General features: G+C 57.4%; 19 protein-coding genes and 1 pseudogene. 10 read left to right on the top strand and 10 right to left on the bottom strand.

Annotation, left to right across the window (positions count from 1 at the left end; genetic code table 11):
• The first annotated feature begins 3 nt into the window (after positions 1-3).
• Both mraY and BM320_RS04420 read left to right on the top strand, forming a co-directional pair.
• Entirely contained in the window at positions 4-1,086 is a 1,083-nt protein-coding gene (gene mraY, locus BM320_RS04415) for a phospho-N-acetylmuramoyl-pentapeptide-transferase (protein WP_090196925.1), read from the top strand.
• Positions 1,087-1,365: 279 nt separating this feature from the next.
• Positions 1,366-2,055 (top strand): hypothetical protein, encoded by a 690-nt coding sequence (locus tag BM320_RS04420; RefSeq protein ID WP_131802277.1) that lies wholly within the window; start codon positions 1,366-1,368, stop codon positions 2,053-2,055.
• 128 nt (positions 2,056-2,183) lie between these two features.
• Here the strand turns inward: BM320_RS04420 and BM320_RS04425 are convergent, their stop codons facing one another.
• Together BM320_RS04425 and BM320_RS04430 are read right to left on the bottom strand one after the other, a co-directional pair.
• A complete protein-coding gene (locus BM320_RS04425; RefSeq protein WP_375342073.1) occupies positions 2,184-2,384 on the bottom strand; it encodes a hypothetical protein in 201 nt (66 codons plus the stop codon).
• 20 nt (positions 2,385-2,404) lie between these two features.
• Positions 2,405-3,352, bottom strand: coding sequence for an SDR family oxidoreductase (locus BM320_RS04430; RefSeq protein WP_090200352.1), 948 nt, complete (start codon positions 3,350-3,352; stop codon positions 2,405-2,407).
• A 170-nt stretch (positions 3,353-3,522) separates the two neighbouring features.
• On the opposite strand from BM320_RS04430, the gene BM320_RS04435 reads away from it, so the two are divergent.
• Positions 3,523-4,416 (top strand): AraC family transcriptional regulator, encoded by an 894-nt coding sequence (locus tag BM320_RS04435; RefSeq protein ID WP_090196930.1) that lies wholly within the window; start codon positions 3,523-3,525, stop codon positions 4,414-4,416.
• A gap of 63 nt (positions 4,417-4,479) precedes the next feature.
• On the opposite strand, the gene BM320_RS04440 is transcribed toward BM320_RS04435, so the two are convergent.
• The 3 genes from BM320_RS04440 to BM320_RS04450 all read right to left on the bottom strand — a co-directional run bounded on the left by BM320_RS04440 (position 4,480) and on the right by BM320_RS04450 (position 7,616).
• Positions 4,480-6,297, bottom strand: a complete 1,818-nt coding sequence (locus BM320_RS04440) for a M3 family oligoendopeptidase (protein WP_090196932.1) — start codon at positions 6,295-6,297, stop codon at positions 4,480-4,482.
• A gap of 72 nt (positions 6,298-6,369) precedes the next feature.
• On the bottom strand, positions 6,370-7,323 hold the full coding sequence (locus BM320_RS04445; protein WP_090196935.1) for an alpha/beta hydrolase: 954 nt from the start codon (positions 7,321-7,323) through the stop codon (positions 6,370-6,372).
• Positions 7,324-7,325: 2 nt separating this feature from the next.
• Entirely contained in the window at positions 7,326-7,616 is a 291-nt protein-coding gene (locus BM320_RS04450; protein ID WP_090196938.1) for an SCP2 sterol-binding domain-containing protein, read from the bottom strand.
• A gap of 159 nt (positions 7,617-7,775) precedes the next feature.
• On the opposite strand from BM320_RS04450, the gene BM320_RS04455 reads away from it, so the two are divergent.
• The 5 genes from BM320_RS04455 to BM320_RS04475 all read left to right on the top strand — a co-directional run bounded on the left by BM320_RS04455 (position 7,776) and on the right by BM320_RS04475 (position 12,493).
• Positions 7,776-8,249, top strand: coding sequence for a tetratricopeptide repeat protein (locus BM320_RS04455; RefSeq protein ID WP_242650952.1), 474 nt, complete (start codon positions 7,776-7,778; stop codon positions 8,247-8,249).
• A gap of 28 nt (positions 8,250-8,277) precedes the next feature.
• On the top strand, positions 8,278-10,998 hold the full coding sequence (locus tag BM320_RS04460; protein ID WP_090196940.1) for a helicase-related protein: 2,721 nt from the start codon (positions 8,278-8,280) through the stop codon (positions 10,996-10,998).
• Entirely contained in the window at positions 10,995-11,384 is a 390-nt protein-coding gene (locus BM320_RS04465; RefSeq protein WP_090196943.1) for an Hsp15 family ribosome-associated heat shock protein, read from the top strand. The genes BM320_RS04460 and BM320_RS04465 overlap by 4 nt, the downstream gene beginning before the upstream one ends.
• Before the next feature lie 48 nt (positions 11,385-11,432).
• A complete protein-coding gene (gene fdxA, locus BM320_RS04470; protein ID WP_090196946.1) occupies positions 11,433-11,768 on the top strand; it encodes a ferredoxin FdxA in 336 nt (111 codons plus the stop codon).
• Positions 11,769-11,986: 218 nt separating this feature from the next.
• Positions 11,987-12,493 (top strand): CarD family transcriptional regulator, encoded by a 507-nt coding sequence (locus BM320_RS04475; RefSeq protein WP_090196949.1) that lies wholly within the window; start codon positions 11,987-11,989, stop codon positions 12,491-12,493.
• Positions 12,494-12,552: 59 nt separating this feature from the next.
• Here BM320_RS04475 and BM320_RS04480 read toward each other — a convergent pair whose 3' ends face one another.
• Together BM320_RS04480 and purD are read right to left on the bottom strand one after the other, a co-directional pair.
• Positions 12,553-13,398, bottom strand: coding sequence for an EamA family transporter (locus tag BM320_RS04480; protein WP_090196952.1), 846 nt, complete (start codon positions 13,396-13,398; stop codon positions 12,553-12,555).
• Positions 13,399-13,478: 80 nt separating this feature from the next.
• The gene (gene purD / locus BM320_RS04485; protein WP_090196955.1) at positions 13,479-14,741 is read right to left on the bottom strand and encodes a phosphoribosylamine--glycine ligase; all 1,263 of its coding nucleotides are present in this window, start codon (positions 14,739-14,741) and stop codon (positions 13,479-13,481) included.
• A gap of 133 nt (positions 14,742-14,874) precedes the next feature.
• On the opposite strand from purD, the gene BM320_RS04490 reads away from it, so the two are divergent.
• Entirely contained in the window at positions 14,875-15,465 is a 591-nt protein-coding gene (locus BM320_RS04490; RefSeq protein ID WP_090196959.1) for a hypothetical protein, read from the top strand.
• A complete protein-coding gene (gene xseA / locus BM320_RS04495) occupies positions 15,462-16,874 on the top strand; it encodes an exodeoxyribonuclease VII large subunit (protein ID WP_090196960.1) in 1,413 nt (470 codons plus the stop codon). The genes BM320_RS04490 and xseA overlap by 4 nt, the downstream gene beginning before the upstream one ends.
• On the opposite strand, the pseudogene BM320_RS16590 reads toward xseA, so the two are convergent.
• The 3 genes and pseudogenes from BM320_RS16590 to BM320_RS04515 form a co-directional block, all read right to left on the bottom strand.
• A pseudogene (locus BM320_RS16590) lies at positions 16,827-17,674 on the bottom strand (aminoglycoside phosphotransferase family protein). The gene xseA and the pseudogene BM320_RS16590 overlap by 48 nt on opposite strands.
• Complete coding sequence (locus tag BM320_RS04510) at positions 17,671-18,057, bottom strand: hypothetical protein (RefSeq protein ID WP_090196968.1); 387 nt, start codon at positions 18,055-18,057, stop codon at positions 17,671-17,673. The pseudogene BM320_RS16590 and the gene BM320_RS04510 overlap by 4 nt, the downstream one beginning before the upstream one ends.
• Positions 18,050-19,117: an alkane 1-monooxygenase gene (locus BM320_RS04515; RefSeq protein ID WP_311135490.1), complete on the bottom strand. Its 1,068-nt coding sequence runs from the start codon at positions 19,115-19,117 to the stop codon at positions 18,050-18,052. The genes BM320_RS04510 and BM320_RS04515 overlap by 8 nt, the downstream gene beginning before the upstream one ends.
• Between the last annotated feature and the right edge of the window lie 4 nt (positions 19,118-19,121).

Consider the following 19,121-nt stretch of genomic DNA (forward strand, 5'->3'; position numbering starts at 1 on the left):
TTCATGCTTTATTGGCTAACGTCATTGTCTGATGGCGGAGATTTTTTCAACTTGTTCCGCTATATCACCTTCCGTGCGGGTGGTGCATTTATGACGGCGCTGTTGTTCGGCTTTATCTTTGGGCCTCCGTTGATCAATGTGCTGCGCCGCAAACAAGGCAAAGGCCAACCCATCCGCGACGACGGTCCCGAAGGGCATTTCGTCAAAGCAGGCACGCCGACCATGGGCGGGCTGCTGATCGTAGGGGCATTGACCACGTCAACGCTGCTTTGGGCGCGGCTGGATAACCCGTTTGTCTGGATGGTTCTGTTCGTCACCCTATCGTTTGCGGCAATTGGATTTGCCGACGATTACGCCAAAGTATCCAAACAAAACACGGCTGGCGTTTCTGGTAAGGTACGGATTCTGCTGGGAATTCTGATCGCGGCAATCGCGGGATACTGGGCGGCGGCCTATCACCCCGACGATTTGACCAATCAGCTTGCCTTGCCGGTTTTCAAGGACACGCTGATCAATCTGGGCATTCTTTTTGTGCCGTTTTGCGTTGTTGTGATCGTCGGGGCCGCCAATGCGGTGAACCTGACCGACGGGCTTGACGGGTTGGCGATCATGCCTGTGATGATTGCGGCCGCGACATTCGGGATCATCGCCTATGCGGTGGGGCGGACCGACTTTACCGAATATCTTGACGTTCACTATGTGCCGCAAACCGGTGAAATCCTGATCTTTTGCGCTGGTTTGATCGGCGGCGGGCTCGGGTTTTTGTGGTATAATGCGCCGCCTGCGGCCGTGTTTATGGGCGATACAGGGTCACTGGCCTTGGGCGGTGCATTGGGCGCAATTGCGGTCGCCACCAAGCATGAAATCGTTCTGGCCATCGTTGGTGGGCTGTTCGTCGCCGAAGCGCTTAGCGTGATTATTCAGGTGCTTTATTACAAACGCACAGGAAAACGCGTGTTCCTGATGGCCCCGATCCACCACCACTACGAAAAAAAGGGTTGGGCCGAGCCACAAATCGTGATCCGTTTCTGGATCATCTCCCTGATCCTCGCGATGATCGGGCTTGCGACGCTGAAGGTGCGGTAGACGAAACGGGGATGAAGGTCAGATAGTTTTGACCTTCATCTTCGTCGCCCCCGCTGAACCCGAAGGCGGGAAGAACAGACTTTCGTGTAAACCGCAGCGAAAGTCTGCAAAGAGCCCACTTTACCAAATTTCTGCGTTGCAGCTAGTGTCCGCTTTACCGATTTCATCCGAACAATTTGATGATCGAGACCATTGTTTTTGCGGCGCGATCAATGCAGTTTTGCACCGACGATTACTAAGGCACTTATTCATTGAACCGACAAAAGGAACATTGCTGTAATGTCATCACGGATTTTGGGGATTCTGGCCGCATTGTTTGGTGCAAGCCCGGCAATGGCGATGACGTTGGCACATCCAGACCTTCCGATTTTTAAAGCTTGTGCTGTAGATATGAACGTCAGTGGTGAGGTTGTAGCAGATCGAATTCTGGCGGTAGGGTGGGCGGAAACAAGCCCGACACCCGAGCTAAAAAAGCTTGGCCAAGATCACAGTGTCATGAATAATTTTGGGAACTCGGTTGCCTTTGGTGAAGATACAAAAGGTGACTGGGACGCGCGTATCGACGAGTTGTCCGAAATATTGCACCTTGATCCATATGAGCATGCGACAGCCAAAGTTCGTGCATTTCAGGACCCAGATAGGTCCGGCTTTGTGGTGTTGACGTCTGAGCCTGATGGGTTTTGGTCGTGCGAAATTCTTTTGACTGCAGTACCCTTTGACGGATCGCGATTTATGGCTGTTCCACCAAGCAATGGCGATCAATATGCCACCGACGGTATCACCTATATGTCGGATCAGGGTAGCAGGAGTGAACTTGTTGAGTTTCTCGGCCTGTTGCCGTTTATGCCAACACCTAAACGCTATTACTCGAGCTATGTGTTGATAGAGCCCGAAACAATCGAGACGCGATATAGGCACAGTGTAAGCTTGGTTTTCGCAGCGGAGTTTAGCACAATCTTCCCGTATTGATCAGAAGCGGTCGTTGGCCACGCGGACGTCAAGGTCGGCTAAGTCCGCATAGCTGAAATTGCCTCTCACTAACAGGAGTGTCCACTTTTGGTCAGCGGGCGGCACCGTTTCCTGCGCCGCCCTCTAACTTAGTCTTCCATTGCTTCGCGTTCATCAATGAAGCCTTCGATCATCGACAGGCCCTTGTCCCAGAATTTCTCGTCTGACGCGTCAAGCCCGAAGGGGGCCAGCAGGTCTTTATGGTGTTTGGACCCGCCAGCGCGCAGCATGTCAAAATATTTGGTTTGGAAGTCCGGATCGTTCCGGCCCTCACCGTGCTTGCCACGCATGCCGCGGCACCGTTGTCCGGTCAAAACTGCCAAGTAAATCCTGTCGCCTTTTCCGACACGTCCCACAGGCGTGATGTGACGGTCTTGTCATAGGCATGCGGGTGTAGCGTGCCCTTGCCCACAGGGCCGACAAATTCCATGCGTCCGGTCGGGCCGTAAAGGGCGCGTTGTTCCAAGTCTTGTTCGGTTGCGCACAGCAGTTCCGGATATGCGCCTTTTTCTGCGGTTTGTACCATTGGTGATTTTGTCATCAGCCACCATGCCACCCGCGTCATCAGGCCGCCGCTTGTGCTGATCAGCGATGTCGCAGAAGAACCGGGATGGCACACATAGACGCCCACGTTTTTGCCGGTGGTTTTGATGCGGTCCTGCAACTCATAGGCAAACATCATCTGGGCCAGCTTGGACTGGCTGTAGACGGGGTTGGCGCTATAGTTCTTGTCCCAGTTCATATCTTCGAACTGGATCGTTTTGATTCCCATATTATACCCGAGACTGGACACAACCACGATCCGCCCTTGGGTCTGGGCGATACGGTCAAAAAGCATGCCGCACAGAACAAAATGCCCATAGTGGTTGGTGCCAAGCTGGCTTTCGAAACCGTCGACCGTCAGCTCTTGCACCGGTACCTGTGCAATCGCCGCGTTGCAAATCACGGCGTCGATACGCGCAACCTTGGCGTTCACCTCTGCCGCTGCGTTGCGGACGCTGGCAAGATCGGACAGGTCCATGCGAATAAAACTTACGGCGGCATCTGAACCAAATGTATCTTGCAGGTCCTTGATCGCGGCTTTGGATTTCTCGGCACTGCGGTTCAGCATGACCACGGTCGCACCCTTTGACAGCAGAATGCGTGACGCCTGAAAACCGACACCCGCGTTGCCCCCTGTGATGATATAGGTTTTCCCCTCAAGTGATCCGATCCGCGCAGGGGTCCAGCCGTCTGGTCCAAAAGTTGTATCCGCCATTTTCATTCTCCGCTTGGGCGCAGGGCATCTGTGCCTTGGGCCGCTGTTTGATTTGTTGATATGTAGATAACTCTCGAAAGCTGTCAAAAATAGACCGGATTGTCGCAATTACCTGCCTGATTGTATCGGGATGGTTGCCAAGGCATAGAATGTCGTCGTAGGTTCCCCGCATGAGTAAAGAACAGATCATGCAGCTTATTGCGGCCCGTACGTATAAAGACGGGTTAACCGAAACAGGTGTGGACGGCGTGCGCCTGTTTCGCGCAACGCAATCCATTCCCTGTGTGCCAGCAGTCTATGAACCTTGCGTTGTCGCCATTGTCAGTGGCGCCAAAGAGGCCATTCTGGATGGTCAACGCTATGCATATGACAGCAGCCGCTACCTTTGCTGTCCGATGTCGATGCCGGTCAAGGCGGGCACGCCAGCTGCATCTGCAGACGCGCCGCTTTACGGGGTATTTATCGCGCTCGATTCGCAAATGATGACCGCCTTGAGCATGGAAATGGACGCGGCAGGGGATGTTATTCGAACGGGTAGTGGCGGCCAGCGCGCACAGGGAATCCGGCTGGCCCGCTGGGACGATGGTTTTACAGAGGCGCTGCACAGGATGTTGCGCCTTGGGGATAGCCCGACGGATACGGCGGTGCTGGGCAATGCGCGCCTGCGCGAGCTGTATTATGCCATTCTCAAAGGCGAAGCGGGGGCGTTTGCGCGGCAGGCATTTGGCGCAGGAAATGCCATCGCTCGGGCGATTGCCCATGTCAGCGCGAAACTGGATTCGCCGGTTTCAATTGATGAAATGGCAACCCGCGCAGGCATGAGCCGCGCGGTTTTCCATCGCAAATTCAAGCAGGCAACCACAATGGCGCCGATCCAGTTTGTGAAATCAATGCGTCTGAACAATGCCGCGATGAAAATTGCGGGCGGCATGAAGGTCAATGCAGCGGCGCTGGAAGCGGGCTATGTCAGCCCTTCGCAATTCAGTAGGGAATTCAAGCGCATGTACGGGCAATCGCCGCGACAATGGAGCGACGCCCAACTGCTTCCGGCGGGCGTGGCATAAGGCACCGCAATCCCGCCCCCAAGCGCATCGCGGGCGACGCAAACCTTGCGCCGCCCCTTGCAATCAGTCTTCCATTGCTTCGAGTTCATCAATGAAGCCTTCGATCATGGACAGGCCTTTGTCCCAGAATTTCGGGTCTGACGCATCAAGCCCGAAGGGGGCCAGCAGGTCTTTATGGTGTTTGGACCCGCCTGCGCGCAGCATGTCGAAATATTTGGTTTGGAAATCCGGATCGCCCTCGGCGTAGACCGCGTATAGCGCGTTCACCAGCCCGTCGCCGAACGCATAGGCGTAGACGTAGAAGGGCGAATGCACGAAATGCGGGATATAGGCCCAGAAGGTTTCATAGCCGGGTGCAAAGTCGAATACCTCGCCAAGCGATTGCGCCTGCACCGACATCCACAGCGCGTTGATATCATCGGGGGTAAGCTCGCCTTCGGCGCGTGCCGCGTGCAGTTTGCATTCAAAATCATAGAACGCGATCTGGCGCACGACCGTGTTGATCATGTCCTCGACCTTACCTGCGAGCAGGACTTTGCGCTCTTCTTTGGTTTTGGCCCCATCCAGCAGTTTTTGGAACGTCAGCATCTCACCAAAGACAGAGGCGGTTTCAGCCAATGTCAGCGGAGTGGATGACAGCAGTTCACCTTGTTCAGCTGCGAGTACCTGATGCACGCCGTGGCCCAACTCATGCGCCAAGGTCATCACATCGCGTGGTTTTCCTAGATAGTTCAGCATCACATAGGGGTGCACTGGCGTGACGGTCGGGTGCGCGAACGCGCCCGGCGCCTTGCCCGGTTTGACCGCGGCATCAATCCAGCCTTTGTCAAAGAACGGCTGCGCGATTTCTGCCATCTTGGGATCAAAATCAGCATAGGCGGTCATCACGGTTTCGCGGGCCTCGTCCCAATTGACAGTACGTGTCGTTTCCATTGGCAGGGGCGCATTACGGTCCCATGTTTGCATCCGTTCCAGCCCAAGCCATTTCGCCTTGAGCGCATAATAGCGGTGCGACAGGCGCGGGTAGGCGGCAACAACGGCGTTGCGCAGGGCCTCGACCACTTCGGGCTCAACGTGGTTGGACAGATGCCGCCCGGCTTGCGGGCTGGGCATTTTGCGCCAGCGGTCTTCGATCTCTTTTTCTTTGGCCAGCGTGTTATGGACGCGGGCAAAGATTTTGATGTTGTCTTGGAACACTGCAGCCAACGCATGGGTCGCGGCCTCGCGCTTGGCGCGGTCTTGTTCGGTCAGCAGGTTGAGCGTCGCCTCAAGGTTCAGGGTTTCGCCGTCCACCTCAAATTCCAGCCCCGCCATTGTTTCGTCAAACAACCGGTTCCATGCAGCGGCCCCGACGGTGGATTGATCATGCAGGAATTTTTCCAATTCATCCGACAACTGGTGCGGTTTCATCGCGCGCATCCGGTCAAACACGGGTTTATAGCGCGCTAGATCCGCGTTTTCGGCCAGAAGCCCCGCAAGATGGTCATCGTCCAGGCGGTTGAATTCCAGCCCGTAAAACACCAGCGGTGTGGTCGCATTGGTGATCTTGTCCTGACAATCGGCCATGAATTTGGCGCGGTTGCTGTCGGTGGTGATCTGGTAATACCGCAGCCCCGCATAGGACATGATGCGCCCCGCGATCACGTCGATCTGTTCATAGCGCTGCACCGCCTGCAACAGACCCGCCGCATCCAGCGTTGCCAGTTTGCCCGCGTAATCGGCAGCAAATGCGGCGCATTCAGTATCAAGCCAAGCCAGATCGCGGGTCAGTTCGGTTGCGTCGGGGCTGGTGTAAAGATCGGTCAGATCCCATTCGGGAAGATCGCCGAAACTCTTGCCGCCAGCGGCGTTTGCGTCAAATACGGGGGTGGGGGTGTTCATGTCAGACCTCATTGTTTGGGCATAACATAGGGGCGGCACGGGGTAGTTGAAAGCCCTATGGCCGTGATCTGTCTAGGCGGTCACCCGTGCGTTCACGGCAGAATTGAAATGTGCGGCGGTGGCGTCCAGAATTTCGTTTTGCACGGCGCTGTCCATCAGCATTTCATGCTGGCCGCCTTGGATGACCCGCAACTGCCCGTCCGGCCAGCGCGCCATCCGGTCGTGGATGCGGGTCGGGTCGACGATCGCCTCGTTGCTGCCAAGGAACGTCAGGCAAGGGATATTTTGTGGCGATGGTATTTGGTTCAGCCTGTGCATTTCGCGCAAGGATGTATTGAGCCAACGCAGCGATGGCCCGCCAAGTGCCAGATCCGGATAGCTGCGCAGCTGATCGCCTAGGGTTTCATACATCGCACGGTCATTGGTCAGCGTATTGCCTTCAAAGGCCGCGCGCAGCACATAAGGTTGCGCAACCTGACCCGGTGCAAGTACCTGATCAAATCCAAGCTGGCGGCTGACCGCAGAAAGCCCCCACGCCAGCGGGCGCAGGGCGACCGCCATCTGAATGCCCCACATCGGCGCCGAAAACATTGCAGCCTTAACATCAAGCCCTTCGTGAAGTGCGCGCAGGCCGATGCAGCCGCCCATCGAATGGCCGATCAGGAAATAGGGTTCGGGCAGGTCTTGCGCCTTGGCATAGGCAATAACGGCAGCAACATCGTGCTGGAAATCGCGAAAGCGGCCGACATGCCCAATGGCGCGGTTCGGGGTCATCCGGTCTGCGATTCCTTGGCCACGCCAGTCAACCACTACGCTGGCAAAGCCGCGCTGGTGCAGCGCCTTGGCCGTGGCCCCGTATTTTTCGATAAATTCGGTGCGGCCGGGAAAGATCAACACGGTCCCAGTTGCACTAGATTTTGGCCAATGGGCCGCGCGGATGCGCAGCCCGTCGGAGGTCTGTAACCAATGGGCGGCACCACCTGCTGGCCCGTTTGCGATATCGTCAAAAAGGGGTGCCGGTTCCATGCCTAGCCCAATACGCTTGCCAGTTTCATCGCTTGGCCCATGTCGCCGTCGACCGTGAGTTTGCCTGTCATAAATGCGGTTGTCGGGTTCAATTCCCCGTCAAGGATCGCTTTGAACGTTTCAGTGTCAGCGGTCAGTGAAACATCCGCGTCTTCATCGCTTGCGCGGACGCCATTGCCGTCAATGATGATCGCACCTTCGCCTTCGATCACGAATTTTGCAGCACCGTCAAAGCCGGCCCCACCCAGTTTCGCGGTCAGTGCGGCTACGGCCTCTGTTACAACATCGCTCATTTATTTCGTCCTTCTTTGTTGATGTGGCGGCCCGCCTCTGGTGCTGGCCGCATTCTGCGCTACATTACCAATATGGTTACGCAGACACATCGCATCAAACATATCGTTACGGCACTTTTTCTTGCAGTGGGGATTTCCTTACCCGCGCAGGCCCAAGACATGACGTTAGAAGGACTTTATCAAGACCTGCTTAACGCCGATGAGGGCGCCTATGCAGCGATCGAAGAGGAAATTTTTGCGAGTTGGGACAAAAGCCGGTCGCCTGCGATGGATTTATTGTTGCAGCGCGGGGCTGATGCGCTTTTGGATGGAAACCCGCAAGCCGCCGTTGAACATTACACTGCGCTGATCGACCATGCGCCGCAATTTGCAGGCGGTTATTTCGGGCGGGCCTCGGCCTATTATACGCTGGGACTGACCGGACCTGCGCTGGATGATATTGCGCAGGTTTTGCGCCTTGATCCGCGCCATTTTGGTGCCATTGAAGGGCTGGCCGTGATCATGGAAGACCTTGCACGGGTGCAAGATGCGCTTGAACTTTATGAAATGATTCTTGCGATTAACCCGCAGTCGGTTCCGACCAAAGACGCCATCGCGCGTTTGCAATTGCAACTTGAAGGTCAGGCGCTGTAAAGCGCTGCCAGTGACCTCGGGGACCCTTATGACAAGCGCGCGTATCACGGCTGTTCTAGGGCCGACCAACACCGGCAAGACCCATTACGCGATCCAGCGGATGCTGTCTTATCGCACGGGGGTCATCGGGTTGCCGCTGCGGCTACTTGCGCGCGAGGTTTACGACCGGATTGTCGCGCAGCGCGGGCCGGGCGTTGTGGCGCTGATCACCGGCGAAGAACGAATCGTCCCGCCGCGCGCCGCCTATTGGGTCTGCACCGTCGAGGCGATGCCAGAGGGAATGGGCGCGGATTTTCTCGCAATCGACGAAATCCAGCTTTGCGCTGATCCCGAACGCGGCCATGTATTTACCGACCGTCTGCTGCATGCGCGCGGGCTGCATGAAACATTGTTTCTTGGCGCGGAAACGATGCGCGGCGCGATTGCGGCTTTGGTGCCTGACGCGCAATTCATGTACCGCGACCGCATGTCCCAATTGACCTATACAGGGTCCAAAAAGATTAGCCGCATGCCCGCGCGGGCCGCTATCGTTGGTTTTTCGGTCGAAAATGTCTATGCGATTGCCGAACTTTTGCGCCGCACCAAAGGCGGGGCGGCAGTCGTTATGGGCGCGCTAAGCCCGCGCACGCGCAACGCGCAGGTCGAAATGTATCAAAACGGGGATGTCGATTATCTGGTGGCGACAGATGCCATCGGGATGGGGCTGAACCTTGATATTTCGCATGTCGCGTTTTCGTCGCTGATCAAGTTTGACGGGCACCGGATGCGGCATTTGCAGCCGCAGGAACTGGCGCAGATTGCAGGACGGGCAGGGCGGCATGTCGACAACGGCACCTTTGGTGTAACGGGCGAGGCACCACCATTGGACGAGGCTGTGGCCGAGGCGATTACCGAACATCAATTTGCACCGGTGAATAAATTGTTCTGGCGTAACAGCCGGTTACAATTCGGGTCGGTCAAACGCCTGATTTCCACGCTTGAAGAACGCACCGATGACCGCTGGCTGACGCGGGTGCGCGAAAGCGATGATCTCAAGGCGCTCAAGGCGCTGGCAGGTGACGCCGAAGTCGCCGCGCGCGCCAGCGACGGCCCGTCGATCAAACTGCTGTGGGAGGTCTGCCGCGTGCCCGATTTTCGCGGCATTTCCGCAGGCGAACATGCGGGTCTTTTGACGCAAATTTATAATGACCTGCACCAGCTTGGGCATGTGTCTGCCAATTGGTTCGGATTGCAGGTGCGCCGCATTGACCGCACGGATGGCGACATTGATACATTGTCGAAACGGCTGGCGTATATACGGACTTGGACCTATGTTGCGCAGCGCAACGGTTGGTTGCGTGACGAAAACCATTGGCGCGAAGAGACACGCGCTGTAGAAGACCGACTATCTGACGCGCTTCATGGCGCGCTAACCCAAAGATTTGTGGACCGGCGGACAAGCATTTTGCTTCGGCGGCTCAAACAGAAGGAGAGCCTTTTGGCTGACGTAAACGACAAAGGTGAAGTAACCGTAGAGGGCGAATTCGTCGGACGGTTGGAAGGTTTCCAGTTCCGCATGGACAAAGCAGGAAGCCCTGATGAGGCCAAGACATTGCGTCAGGCATCTGTGCAGGCGCTTGTGCCGCAGTTCCATCTGCTGGCTGACCGTTTCTACAACGCGCCCGATCCCGAAATTGACTTCACCGAACAAGGTGGGTTGATGTGGGGCGATCATGCGGTCGGCAAACTTGTCGCCGGATCCGACCCCTATAAACCGGGTGTCACCGCCTTTGTTGATGACGAGGCCGGCGAAGAGGTCGCCGCCAAAGTCCAGCGCCGCTTGCAGCATTTTATCGACCGCAAGGTCGTATCGGGTTTCGAAGGCCTGCTTGCGCTCAAGAACGACGAGACGCTGACAGGTGCCGCCAAAGGGTTTGCGTTCCGCATGGCCGAAGGGTTCGGGATCATCCCGCGCGGCGAAGTTGCTGACGAAGTAAAGGCACTTGATCAGGACGCGCGCGGCGCCTTGCGCAAACACGGTGTACGTTTCGGGCAATTCACGATCTTTCAGCCGCTGTTGCTGAAACCCGCCGCCACACGGCTGCGGCTTGTGCTGTGGTCGCTTTCCAAGGGCCTGCAAGAATTCCCCGAAAGCCCGCCACCGGGGCTTGTCACCGTGCCCGCCGCCAAAGACGCAACGCCGGGTTATTACGCGATGTCGGGCTACCGCGCTGCGGGTGAACGCGCGATTCGTATTGATATGCTGGAACGGCTTGCCGATATGCTGCGCGACAAGGACAGCCGCGGCGGTTTTGAAGCCAACCCCGATATGCTGTCGATCACGGGCATGACGTTGGAACAATTTGCCGATCTGATGGGCGGGTTGGGCTATAAGGCCGAAAAAGGCGAACGCGCCAAAATCAAAGCGCCAGCTGTTGTCTCCGACGATGCGCCAAAAGCAGACGCCGCACCGGCACAGACAGAAGCCCCCGAGGCTGAACCGGAAGCCCAAGGCGAACCGGCCCCTGCCGAAGATACAGCACCTGAGTTGGAAGTGTTCTATAGCTTCACTTGGGGTGGCCGCGCCGCACGTCCTGCACGCCCGCAAGGCGGTGACCGTCCGCGCAGCAAGGGCAAGCCAAAGGGCAAAGGCAAACCACAAGGTGGCGCGAATAAGCCGCAAAGCTTTGCCGCCAAGCCCAAGCGCGAAAAAGCAATTGATCCTGACAACCCGTTTGCAGCCGCACTGGCAGGGTTCAAAAAGGATTGACCGCAGAACCCCGGCAAACGATCCGGCTTGATAAATGGCTGTGGCAGGCGCGGTTTTTCAAATCGCGCTCGCTCGCGGCCGGGGTTGTAACGGCGGGTAAGGTGCGCATTGACGGCACCCCCGTTAGCAAACCCGCCCGCGCGGTCGGGGCGGGGGATGTGCTGACCTTTGTGCAGGCGGATGCGACCAAAGTGGTGCGAATCCTAGCGCTTGGCACCCGCCGCGGACCCGCGCCAGAGGCGCAAGCGCTCTATGAAGATATGTCACCCCCCGTAGAACGGCGTCCCTATAATCCGGGCGGAGACAGAAAAGGCCGCCCGACAAAGAAGGATCGCAGGGATATGATGACGCATCGCGGCATTGACGGGCCTTTGGACCTTGAATGAATGCGCAGTCTCATCTAGCTAGGCTGCGTTAGAGAAACGGATGCCCCTATGACCTATATCGTCAACGACAATTGTATCGCCTGCAAATACACCGACTGTGTCGAAGTCTGCCCCGTAGATTGTTTCTACGAGGGTGAGAATATGCTGGTGATTCACCCTGACGAATGCATTGATTGTGGCGTGTGCGAACCCGAATGCCCCGCCGATGCGATCCGCCCCGACACAGAGCCGGATATGGAAAAATGGGTCGAGCTGAACCGCAAATATGCCGAAATGTGGCCCGTGATCATCACCAAAAAAGACCCGCTGCCCAATGCGGAAGAGATGGACGGCAAAGAAGGCAAGCTTGACCTGCTCTCCGAGGCCCCTGGCGAAGGCGGCTGATTCGGGGGGGGCATCTTGCCCCTTTCCGCCAGTGCAGCAAGAATTTTTCACCCGCTGCACTGCGGCACTTTTAGAGCGACCATTTTTGTGGTATACTCACGTCAATGCTAAGAACACGCTAGTCCAATGTGAAACAGTTTTTGCCCGACGGGGACCCTTTGTCGCCGCCGGATTTTTTGTCGACTGTACCGCATCCGGATGGCTTTGAAAGGATACCCATGAGTAAGAAGAAAAGCGAATTCAGCCCCGAACAATTTGTTGTTTATCCGGCGCATGGCGTTGGCAAAATTGTATCCGTGGAAACACAGGAAGTCGCAGGTTTCGAGCTTGAGCTTTTTGTGATCGCCTTTGAAAAAGACAAGATGACGCTGCGGGTGCCAACCCATAAGGCAACCGAAGTCGGCATGCGTGCGCTTGCCACCCCTGATGTGGTTGCCCAAGCGGTCAAGACGCTGAAAGGTAAGGCCAAGGTCAAAAAAGCGATGTGGTCGCGCCGTGCGCAAGAATACGAGCAAAAGATCAATTCAGGCGATCTGATCGCCATTGCCGAAGTTGTCCGCGACCTGCACCGTCAGGACGACCAGCGCGAGCAAAGCTATTCAGAACGCCAACTATATGAAGCAGCGCTAGAGCGCCTGACACGCGAATTTGCCGTTGTTGCAGGCAGTGCCGAATCCGTTGCCGGCGATGAAATTACATCCGTATTGGTCGGCCGCGCCGCGTAAGCTATCCGTTCTATGAGCCTCAAAAGCCGCGCCTTTAATCAGGTGCGGCTTTTGTCGTTCTACTTGGCAAAACGCAGTAAGATCGCGCCAAGCAACGTCGTCAGCGTGGAAAACACCTTGATCAAGTCAAGACGTTCTTTCAGGAAAAAGACCCCGATCAGTAAGGCAAAGACAATACTTGTTTCGCGCAAGGCTGTGACCAATGCGATTGGCGCTTGGGTAAAGGCCCATGTGACAATCGCGTAGGCAATAAATGATGCCCCGCCGCCCCAAATGAATATACCGCGCCCTTTTGTCGCGATCGCGGTCAGCGTTGTTGGTGATTTTAACCGCAGATAGGCAGCCATGCAGATGGCGTTGGCGATACCAAGATAGCTGTAGAAACCCAGTGACGTTCCAGCGACGCGCGCGCCCATGCCATCCACCAGTGAATAGCTTGCGATAAACACACCCGTGATCAGCGCCATCAGCGCCGCATGCCCGTTGCGTTGCCCGTCTGCGCGGCGGACCAGCACAAGGCTGATGATGCCACAGCCGATCGTTAGAACTGCAAGAAGCTGCAACGGCGTCAGGTGCACCCCTAAGACGGTCACAGAAAAAAGTGCGACAATCAACGGCGCAGACCCGCGTGCGATTGGATAGACTTGCGTCAAATCTCCTGCTTCGTAGGATTTCAGCAAAAAAACTTGATAGCCAAAATGCAGCACCACACCGCCAGCCATATAGGGCAGGCTTGCGGGAGCGGGCGTGGGTGCAAACCAAAGGGAAATCACGGCAAGCGGCACATGCCCGATAATCACGGCCCCCATGCTCAGGGTTTTATCTGCGCCGCCCTTGACCAGCGCATTCCATGTCGCGTGCAAAAGGGCGGCACCGATAACGGCGATAAAGACGGGTATGGTCATGCGCGGGCCCTGTGATTGCGTCGGTAAACCCTAGCCCTATTGGCCGGTGACGCAACGGGTGATCCGCGCAATTTGGGGCGTTACAGCGCGCGCCAGCCGATATCGGACCGGTAGAACCCTTGTTCCCAATCAACGGCCTGCGCCATGGCATAGGCGTTTTTATGCGCCTCGGCTAATGTCGCACCGCGCGCGGTAATATTCAGAACCCGCCCGCCGATGGCAACTATCTGCCCGTGTTTTTCCGCGGTGCCAGCATGGAAGACCATGTTGAAACTATTCTCGGGAAGCGCGTCCAACCCTTTAATCACCGTGCCTTTTTCATAGGCACCAGGATAGCCTTTGGCGGCCATGACAACCGAAAGCGCATGATCATCGGCCCAGTTTACGGCCACGTCTGACAGGCGTCCGCGCGCGCAGGCTTCGAGCAGATCAAGGATCTGCCCGCCCAGCCGCATCATCAGGCACTGGCATTCGGGATCACCAAAGCGCACGTTGTATTCCACCAGACGCGGTTGCCCGTCTTTGATCATCAGACCAACAAAAAGCACGCCTTGAAACGGGGTGCCGCGTTTGGTCATTTCATCCATTGTCGGGCGGATAATTTCGTCCAGTGCTTTTTGCGTGACCGCATCGGTCATCACAGGTGCGGGGGAATAGGCCCCCATGCCGCCGGTGTTCGGGCCGGTGTCGCCGTCATAGGCACGTTTATGATCTTGGGCCGTACCGACAGGCAGGATGGTTTTGCCGTCACACAGCACAAAGAATGACGCTTCTTCGCCTTCCATGAATTCTTCGATCACGACCTCTGCGCCCGCGTCGCCAAAGCTGCCGTCGAACATATCGTCGATCGCGGCCAGAGCTTCGGCTTCGGTCATGGCAACAATCACGCCTTTGCCAGCGGCCAATCCGTCGGCCTTAACCACAATCGGGGCACCTTGGGCGCGGATATAGGTGCGCGCAGCATCGCCATCGGTGAAATGCGCATAGGCGGCAGTGGGGGCGCCCGCCGCATCACAAATAGCTTTGGTGAATGATTTGGACGCTTCAAGCTGTGCGGCGGCTTGGCTGGGGCCAAAAACGAGCAGGCCAGCGGCGCGCAACCGGTCGGCGACACCTGCCGCTAGCGGGGCTTCGGGCCCGATGATCACAAAGCTGATCGCGTTTTCTTCGGCGAATGTCGCAACCGCGTCGCCGTCCAGAATGTTGATATCGGCGCATTCGGCAATATCCGCGATACCGGCATTGCCGGGGGCGACAATCAGGCGGTCACATTTGGGGTTTTGTTTCACAGCCCAAGCCAAGCTGTGTTCGCGTCCGCCGCTACCCAAGATCAGAATATTCATGTGATGCCCCATCTGCCATATTTGCGAGCGTTTTAGGGGGGCAGGGCGCTGATCACAAGTGCGCAGCGATTTCGGCTTGGCCTTTTTGGCTGATCCGCGTTATTTTTAGGCGCAGGCGCGCAAAGGATAGCAGATGAACTACGAAAAGCGCGATCGCAAGCTGTGGCATCGGCTGGAAGGCTATAGTTTCCACGAACGCCCGCTATCGCGATCTTTGGTTAATCAATTGGGGGACGCCACCGGATATACGGTTGATGTCTGCTATACGCTTGTCGAAGAATACCGCCGGTTTATGTATCTGATCGGGTCCACCGGCGAGGATCTGACCCCGTCGCCCATTGTCGATCAGGTTTGGCAACTGCATATTGCGGATCATCAGGCCTATTTCCATGATTTCTGCCCGCGCATCATTGGCCGCACGATCCACCGCCCCGAAGATCTGCCACCTTTGGCGGATGATCCGGCCTACGAGCTGACGCTTGACTACTATGCGCAGGAATTTGGCCGCGCGCAGGTGCAATACTGGCCGGACCCTGACGACGGGCTCATGCGGTTTTCGCGGTTCCTGATATGGGTGGTCGGTTTTGCGGCCTTTGCCCTTGCGGTGATTTTTTCGTCTTACCTGTTTGCTATTTTCGGCGGGCTGGTTATTTCGATTTCTGTATTCTTGCAGTGGAAATATTCGTCGATGCCGGTAAAATATCAGCCCCCAAAGGATAAATGATGGATCTATTTGATGATGGTCCGGCGGATAACACGCCGGAATTTTCCGTGTCCGAGATTTCAGGCGCTGTCAAAAAGGCGATTGAGGGCGGGTTCAGCCATGTGCGGGTGCGCGGCGAATTGGGTCGTGTTTCGCGGCCCGGATCGGGGCATATTTACCTTGATCTCAAGGACGACCGCGCAGTGCTTTCGGGTGTGATCTGGAAAGGCCGCGCACAGGGGCTCGCGCATCGCCCCGAAGAAGGCATGGAGGTTGTTGCCACCGGCAAGCTGACCACATTTCCCGGCCAATCCAAATACCAGATGATCATCGAAGACATCGCCCCCGCAGGCGCAGGCGCCTTGATGGCGATGCTCGAAAAGCGCAAGGCCGCCTTGGCTGCCGAAGGGCTGTTTGCCCCGGAACGCAAAAAGCCATTGCCCTATCTGCCGGTGATCATCGGGGTGATTACTTCGCCTTCTGGCGCGGTGATCCGTGATATTTTGCACCGTCTGCGCGACCGGTTCCCGCGCAAGGTTCTGGTCTGGCCCGTGGCCGTGCAGGGGCAGCGGTGCGCGCCCGATGTGGCGGCGGCGATTGCAGGCTTTAACCAGTTGACACCCGGCGGTGCATTGCCGCGCCCTGATCTGCTGATTGTGGCGCGCGGTGGTGGCTCGCTCGAAGATCTTTGGGGCTTTAACGAAGAAATCGTTGCCCGTGCGGCGGCAGCATCGGATATCCCGCTGATTTCTGCCGTGGGGCATGAAACCGATACAACCTTGATTGATTTTGTCGCCGATATGCGCGCGCCGACGCCGACAGCGGCCGCTGAACTGGCGGTGCCAGTGCGGATGGAATTGCTGGCATGGGTGGATCAACAGGGCGTGCGGTTGAACCGTGCGCTGACCACAGGTGTGGGGCAGCGCAAGCAACGGCTGCGCGATCTTGCGCGCGCCTTGCCTGCCAAAGACAGCCTGTTGCAAGTGCCCGCGCAGCGGCTGGACCATCTGGCCGAACGCTTGCCTGCCGCGCTTAGATCCGCTGCCGCCAAGAAACGCCTGCAACTGTCCGAGGCCGCGCTGCGCCCCGCGATCCTGTCGCGGCGCATCGCCGAGGATCGGCGGCGGCTTGCCACGCTTGCGGCACGGCTTGCACCCGATTTGCTGACCCAGCGCACCACCCGCCAAGCTGAGCGTCTGTCGGCCGCATTGGTTCGCCTGTCCGACCACGCAACACGCCAGCAATCCGAACGCGCCGCGCGGCTGGCAACATTGGGGCGGATGCACGAAACCTTGGGCTATAAGGCAACACTTGATCGCGGCTATGCCGTTGTGCGTGACGGGCAAGGCGTTGTGACCCGCGCGGCGCAGGCCAAAGGCGCGCTAGAGATTGAATTCAGCGATGCAAAGGTTTCTGTCACCACAAACTGAGCGCGCGTGCATCAGCAGATCAAGCATGGTCACATCGGGCAGCGCGGCATCTTTCCACGCCAGCGTCAGCGCGCAATGGGCAATCGCCCAATCCAGCAGGCGTGCGGCGGGCATTTGTGTCACCGCGGCGAATATCGCCGCCATTTGCTGCACCCGCGACAGATCGGCCACAATGTCAGGCGCATCCATCGGGTTCAAAAACGCGTTCGCCAGATCATAGGCGGGATCGCCGATCAACCCTTTTGCGTCAAACGCCAGATAGCCACGCGCGGACATGCGGATATTGTCGTGGTGAAGATCGCCATGTAAGGGTTTGATATCGCTTTGATTATCAGTAAGCAGTTTGGCTAGGTTTTGGGCGGTGCGGATGCTGTTTCGGGTGGGTTCGGGCCAGCTTGCCTTCGGCGCGTAGGTGAATAGCGCCTGCATACGGGCCTGCAAGCTGGGCAAATCGCGGGCGGCGCTGCCTTGTGCAATTGCAGCGCTGTGGCGCCCAGTTGAGCGCTGGCACTGGCATCACCACCCTGACGCGCCAGATCGCCCAAAGACGGCCCGCCAAGCCATTCCATCACCAATGCGCCTTCCGCGTAATCAAAAATTTGCACGGCACCTGTGCCTGCGCAGCTTTGGATATAGCGCACGCCGGGCCATTCGTCTTGGGTATTGCCACCGTGATAGATCTTGAGCGCGGCAGGCTGCTTGCCGCGCATGACCTTCCAGACCGTGGCGATCTTGCCGTGATCCACCAGTGCCGCGTCACGCAGCCCGAACCGCGCCATTATGGCAGCGGCGGGGGTCATGAATTCAGATCATGGCAGATCAGCGGATCGGTACGGTCGCGCATTTCATAGATTTCGGTGTAGGGCGGGTTGTTGGTAAAGATGCTGCGCATCCCGTCGGGTTCAAGATAGACGCGCCAGCATTTGGGGATCGGGTCGTGATCATAGCGAAAACATATATCGCCCTTGCTTGCGTACCAGACACCGTAAAGACAGATGCCTTCTTGCGAAGACCACATCACCCGACGGTTTGTCAGATAGCTTTCGGTCCCTGTGCTGCCGCCCGGATAGAGAAAGGTTATCGTGCGTCCCTCCACATAAGTTTCGAACTGGGTGGCGTTCATCGGCTCTTGGGCCAGTGCGGGGCTTGCGAAAACCATAAGGCATAACAGGATTTTAAGCATTGGTGATCTCTTTGACTAACGGGTCCATGATATGCCGCCAAAGCGGCGGGATCAGCGCAATTGCCCCCATGACCGGCAGCGGCTTGGGCAGCATCGGCGCGCCGCTTGGCACATCAAGCGCGGGAAAATAGCGTAACGGGTGCGCATGGTGGTCGGAATGATGTGTCGCGTTCAGCATCAAGGCAGAGCTGAACCAGCGCGGGCTGTTCCAGCTATGCTGCGGCCCGACGGGGGCGGGTTTGCCATCTGCGCCAATGGCACGCATCAACCCGTAATGCTGCACATAATCCGACATCAGCAGTTGCATCTGCGCATAGGCCGCAAGCCCGACATAGACCAGTAACGCGCGCGGGCTGATCATCAGTGCCAGCAGCATCAGCCCCAAAGCGCCAAGCACATAGATGACATAGGGGTTGCGCCATTTCGCGCGCGGGCGGGCGGCCTCGGCCCGAAACCCCGCCATGAACGACCCGCCCCACGCCCGCAGCGCAAAGCGGTAGAACCCTTCGCCCATGCGCGATGTGTTCGGATCAGCGCGCGTGGCAACATGCCGGTGATGGATCAGCACATGCGCCGAAGTGTGATGCCCGAACAGCATTGATATATAGACCCACATCCCAAGCCGGTGCAGCCCGCGCTGCCCGCGGTGGATCAGCTCGTGGGCGTTGGCATTGCTGATCTGGCCCAAAAACAGGCCCGTCGCAAAAAACAATCCGATGTTTTCGGCCGTACCATGCGCCGCGCGCGCAAGAGTGATCACGGTGCCCCCCAGCAATGCAAAATGCATGATCGCAAGACAGACCGACAGGGTCGTGCCGCTTGGTTCGGTGATCGCCACGCGCTTGGTTTTCACGGCCCGATCCATAAACCGCATAAAGCCGGTCAGATAGATCACCGCGGCCAGAACCCATAGCCCCCCCAGCCATAGCCCCAGCACGATAAGCCCCGCAGGAAGCAGTGAAATTATGGTGAACTGGCGCATCTGTGGGCTCATGCCCAATCGGTAGCATGCAAGGCCAATTGCGTCACGCCGAAATCCGGATGCTTGCAAATTGTGCATGATT

This window comes from Yoonia tamlensis, from assembly GCF_900115105.1.
Lineage (GTDB): Bacteria > Pseudomonadota > Alphaproteobacteria > Rhodobacterales > Rhodobacteraceae > Yoonia > Yoonia tamlensis.

What these genes read in the sequence shown, in the direction of transcription:
- mraY (WP_090196925.1), top strand. Translation starts at nt 4, where the DNA reads ATGCTTTATTGGCTAACGTCATTGTCTGATGGCGGAGATTTTTTCAAC.
- BM320_RS04420 (WP_131802277.1), top strand. Translation starts at nt 1,366, where the DNA reads ATGTCATCACGGATTTTGGGGATTCTGGCCGCATTGTTTGGTGCAAGC.
- BM320_RS04425 (WP_375342073.1), bottom strand. Translation starts at nt 2,384, where the DNA reads ATGCGTGGCAAGCACGGTGAGGGCCGGAACGATCCGGACTTCCAAACC.
- BM320_RS04430 (WP_090200352.1), bottom strand. Translation starts at nt 3,352, where the DNA reads ATGGCGGATACAACTTTTGGACCAGACGGCTGGACCCCTGCGCGGATC.
- BM320_RS04435 (WP_090196930.1), top strand. Translation starts at nt 3,523, where the DNA reads ATGAGTAAAGAACAGATCATGCAGCTTATTGCGGCCCGTACGTATAAA.
- BM320_RS04440 (WP_090196932.1), bottom strand. Translation starts at nt 6,297, where the DNA reads ATGAACACCCCCACCCCCGTATTTGACGCAAACGCCGCTGGCGGCAAG.
- BM320_RS04445 (WP_090196935.1), bottom strand. Translation starts at nt 7,323, where the DNA reads ATGGAACCGGCACCCCTTTTTGACGATATCGCAAACGGGCCAGCAGGT.
- BM320_RS04450 (WP_090196938.1), bottom strand. Translation starts at nt 7,616, where the DNA reads ATGAGCGATGTTGTAACAGAGGCCGTAGCCGCACTGACCGCGAAACTG.
- BM320_RS04455 (WP_242650952.1), top strand. Translation starts at nt 7,776, where the DNA reads ATGACGTTAGAAGGACTTTATCAAGACCTGCTTAACGCCGATGAGGGC.
- BM320_RS04460 (WP_090196940.1), top strand. Translation starts at nt 8,278, where the DNA reads ATGACAAGCGCGCGTATCACGGCTGTTCTAGGGCCGACCAACACCGGC.
- fdxA (WP_090196946.1), top strand. Translation starts at nt 11,433, where the DNA reads ATGACCTATATCGTCAACGACAATTGTATCGCCTGCAAATACACCGAC.
- BM320_RS04475 (WP_090196949.1), top strand. Translation starts at nt 11,987, where the DNA reads ATGAGTAAGAAGAAAAGCGAATTCAGCCCCGAACAATTTGTTGTTTAT.
- BM320_RS04480 (WP_090196952.1), bottom strand. Translation starts at nt 13,398, where the DNA reads ATGACCATACCCGTCTTTATCGCCGTTATCGGTGCCGCCCTTTTGCAC.
- purD (WP_090196955.1), bottom strand. Translation starts at nt 14,741, where the DNA reads ATGAATATTCTGATCTTGGGTAGCGGCGGACGCGAACACAGCTTGGCT.
- BM320_RS04490 (WP_090196959.1), top strand. Translation starts at nt 14,875, where the DNA reads ATGAACTACGAAAAGCGCGATCGCAAGCTGTGGCATCGGCTGGAAGGC.
- xseA (WP_090196960.1), top strand. Translation starts at nt 15,462, where the DNA reads ATGATGGATCTATTTGATGATGGTCCGGCGGATAACACGCCGGAATTT.
- BM320_RS04510 (WP_090196968.1), bottom strand. Translation starts at nt 18,057, where the DNA reads ATGCTTAAAATCCTGTTATGCCTTATGGTTTTCGCAAGCCCCGCACTG.
- BM320_RS04515 (WP_311135490.1), bottom strand. Translation starts at nt 19,117, where the DNA reads ATGCACAATTTGCAAGCATCCGGATTTCGGCGTGACGCAATTGGCCTT.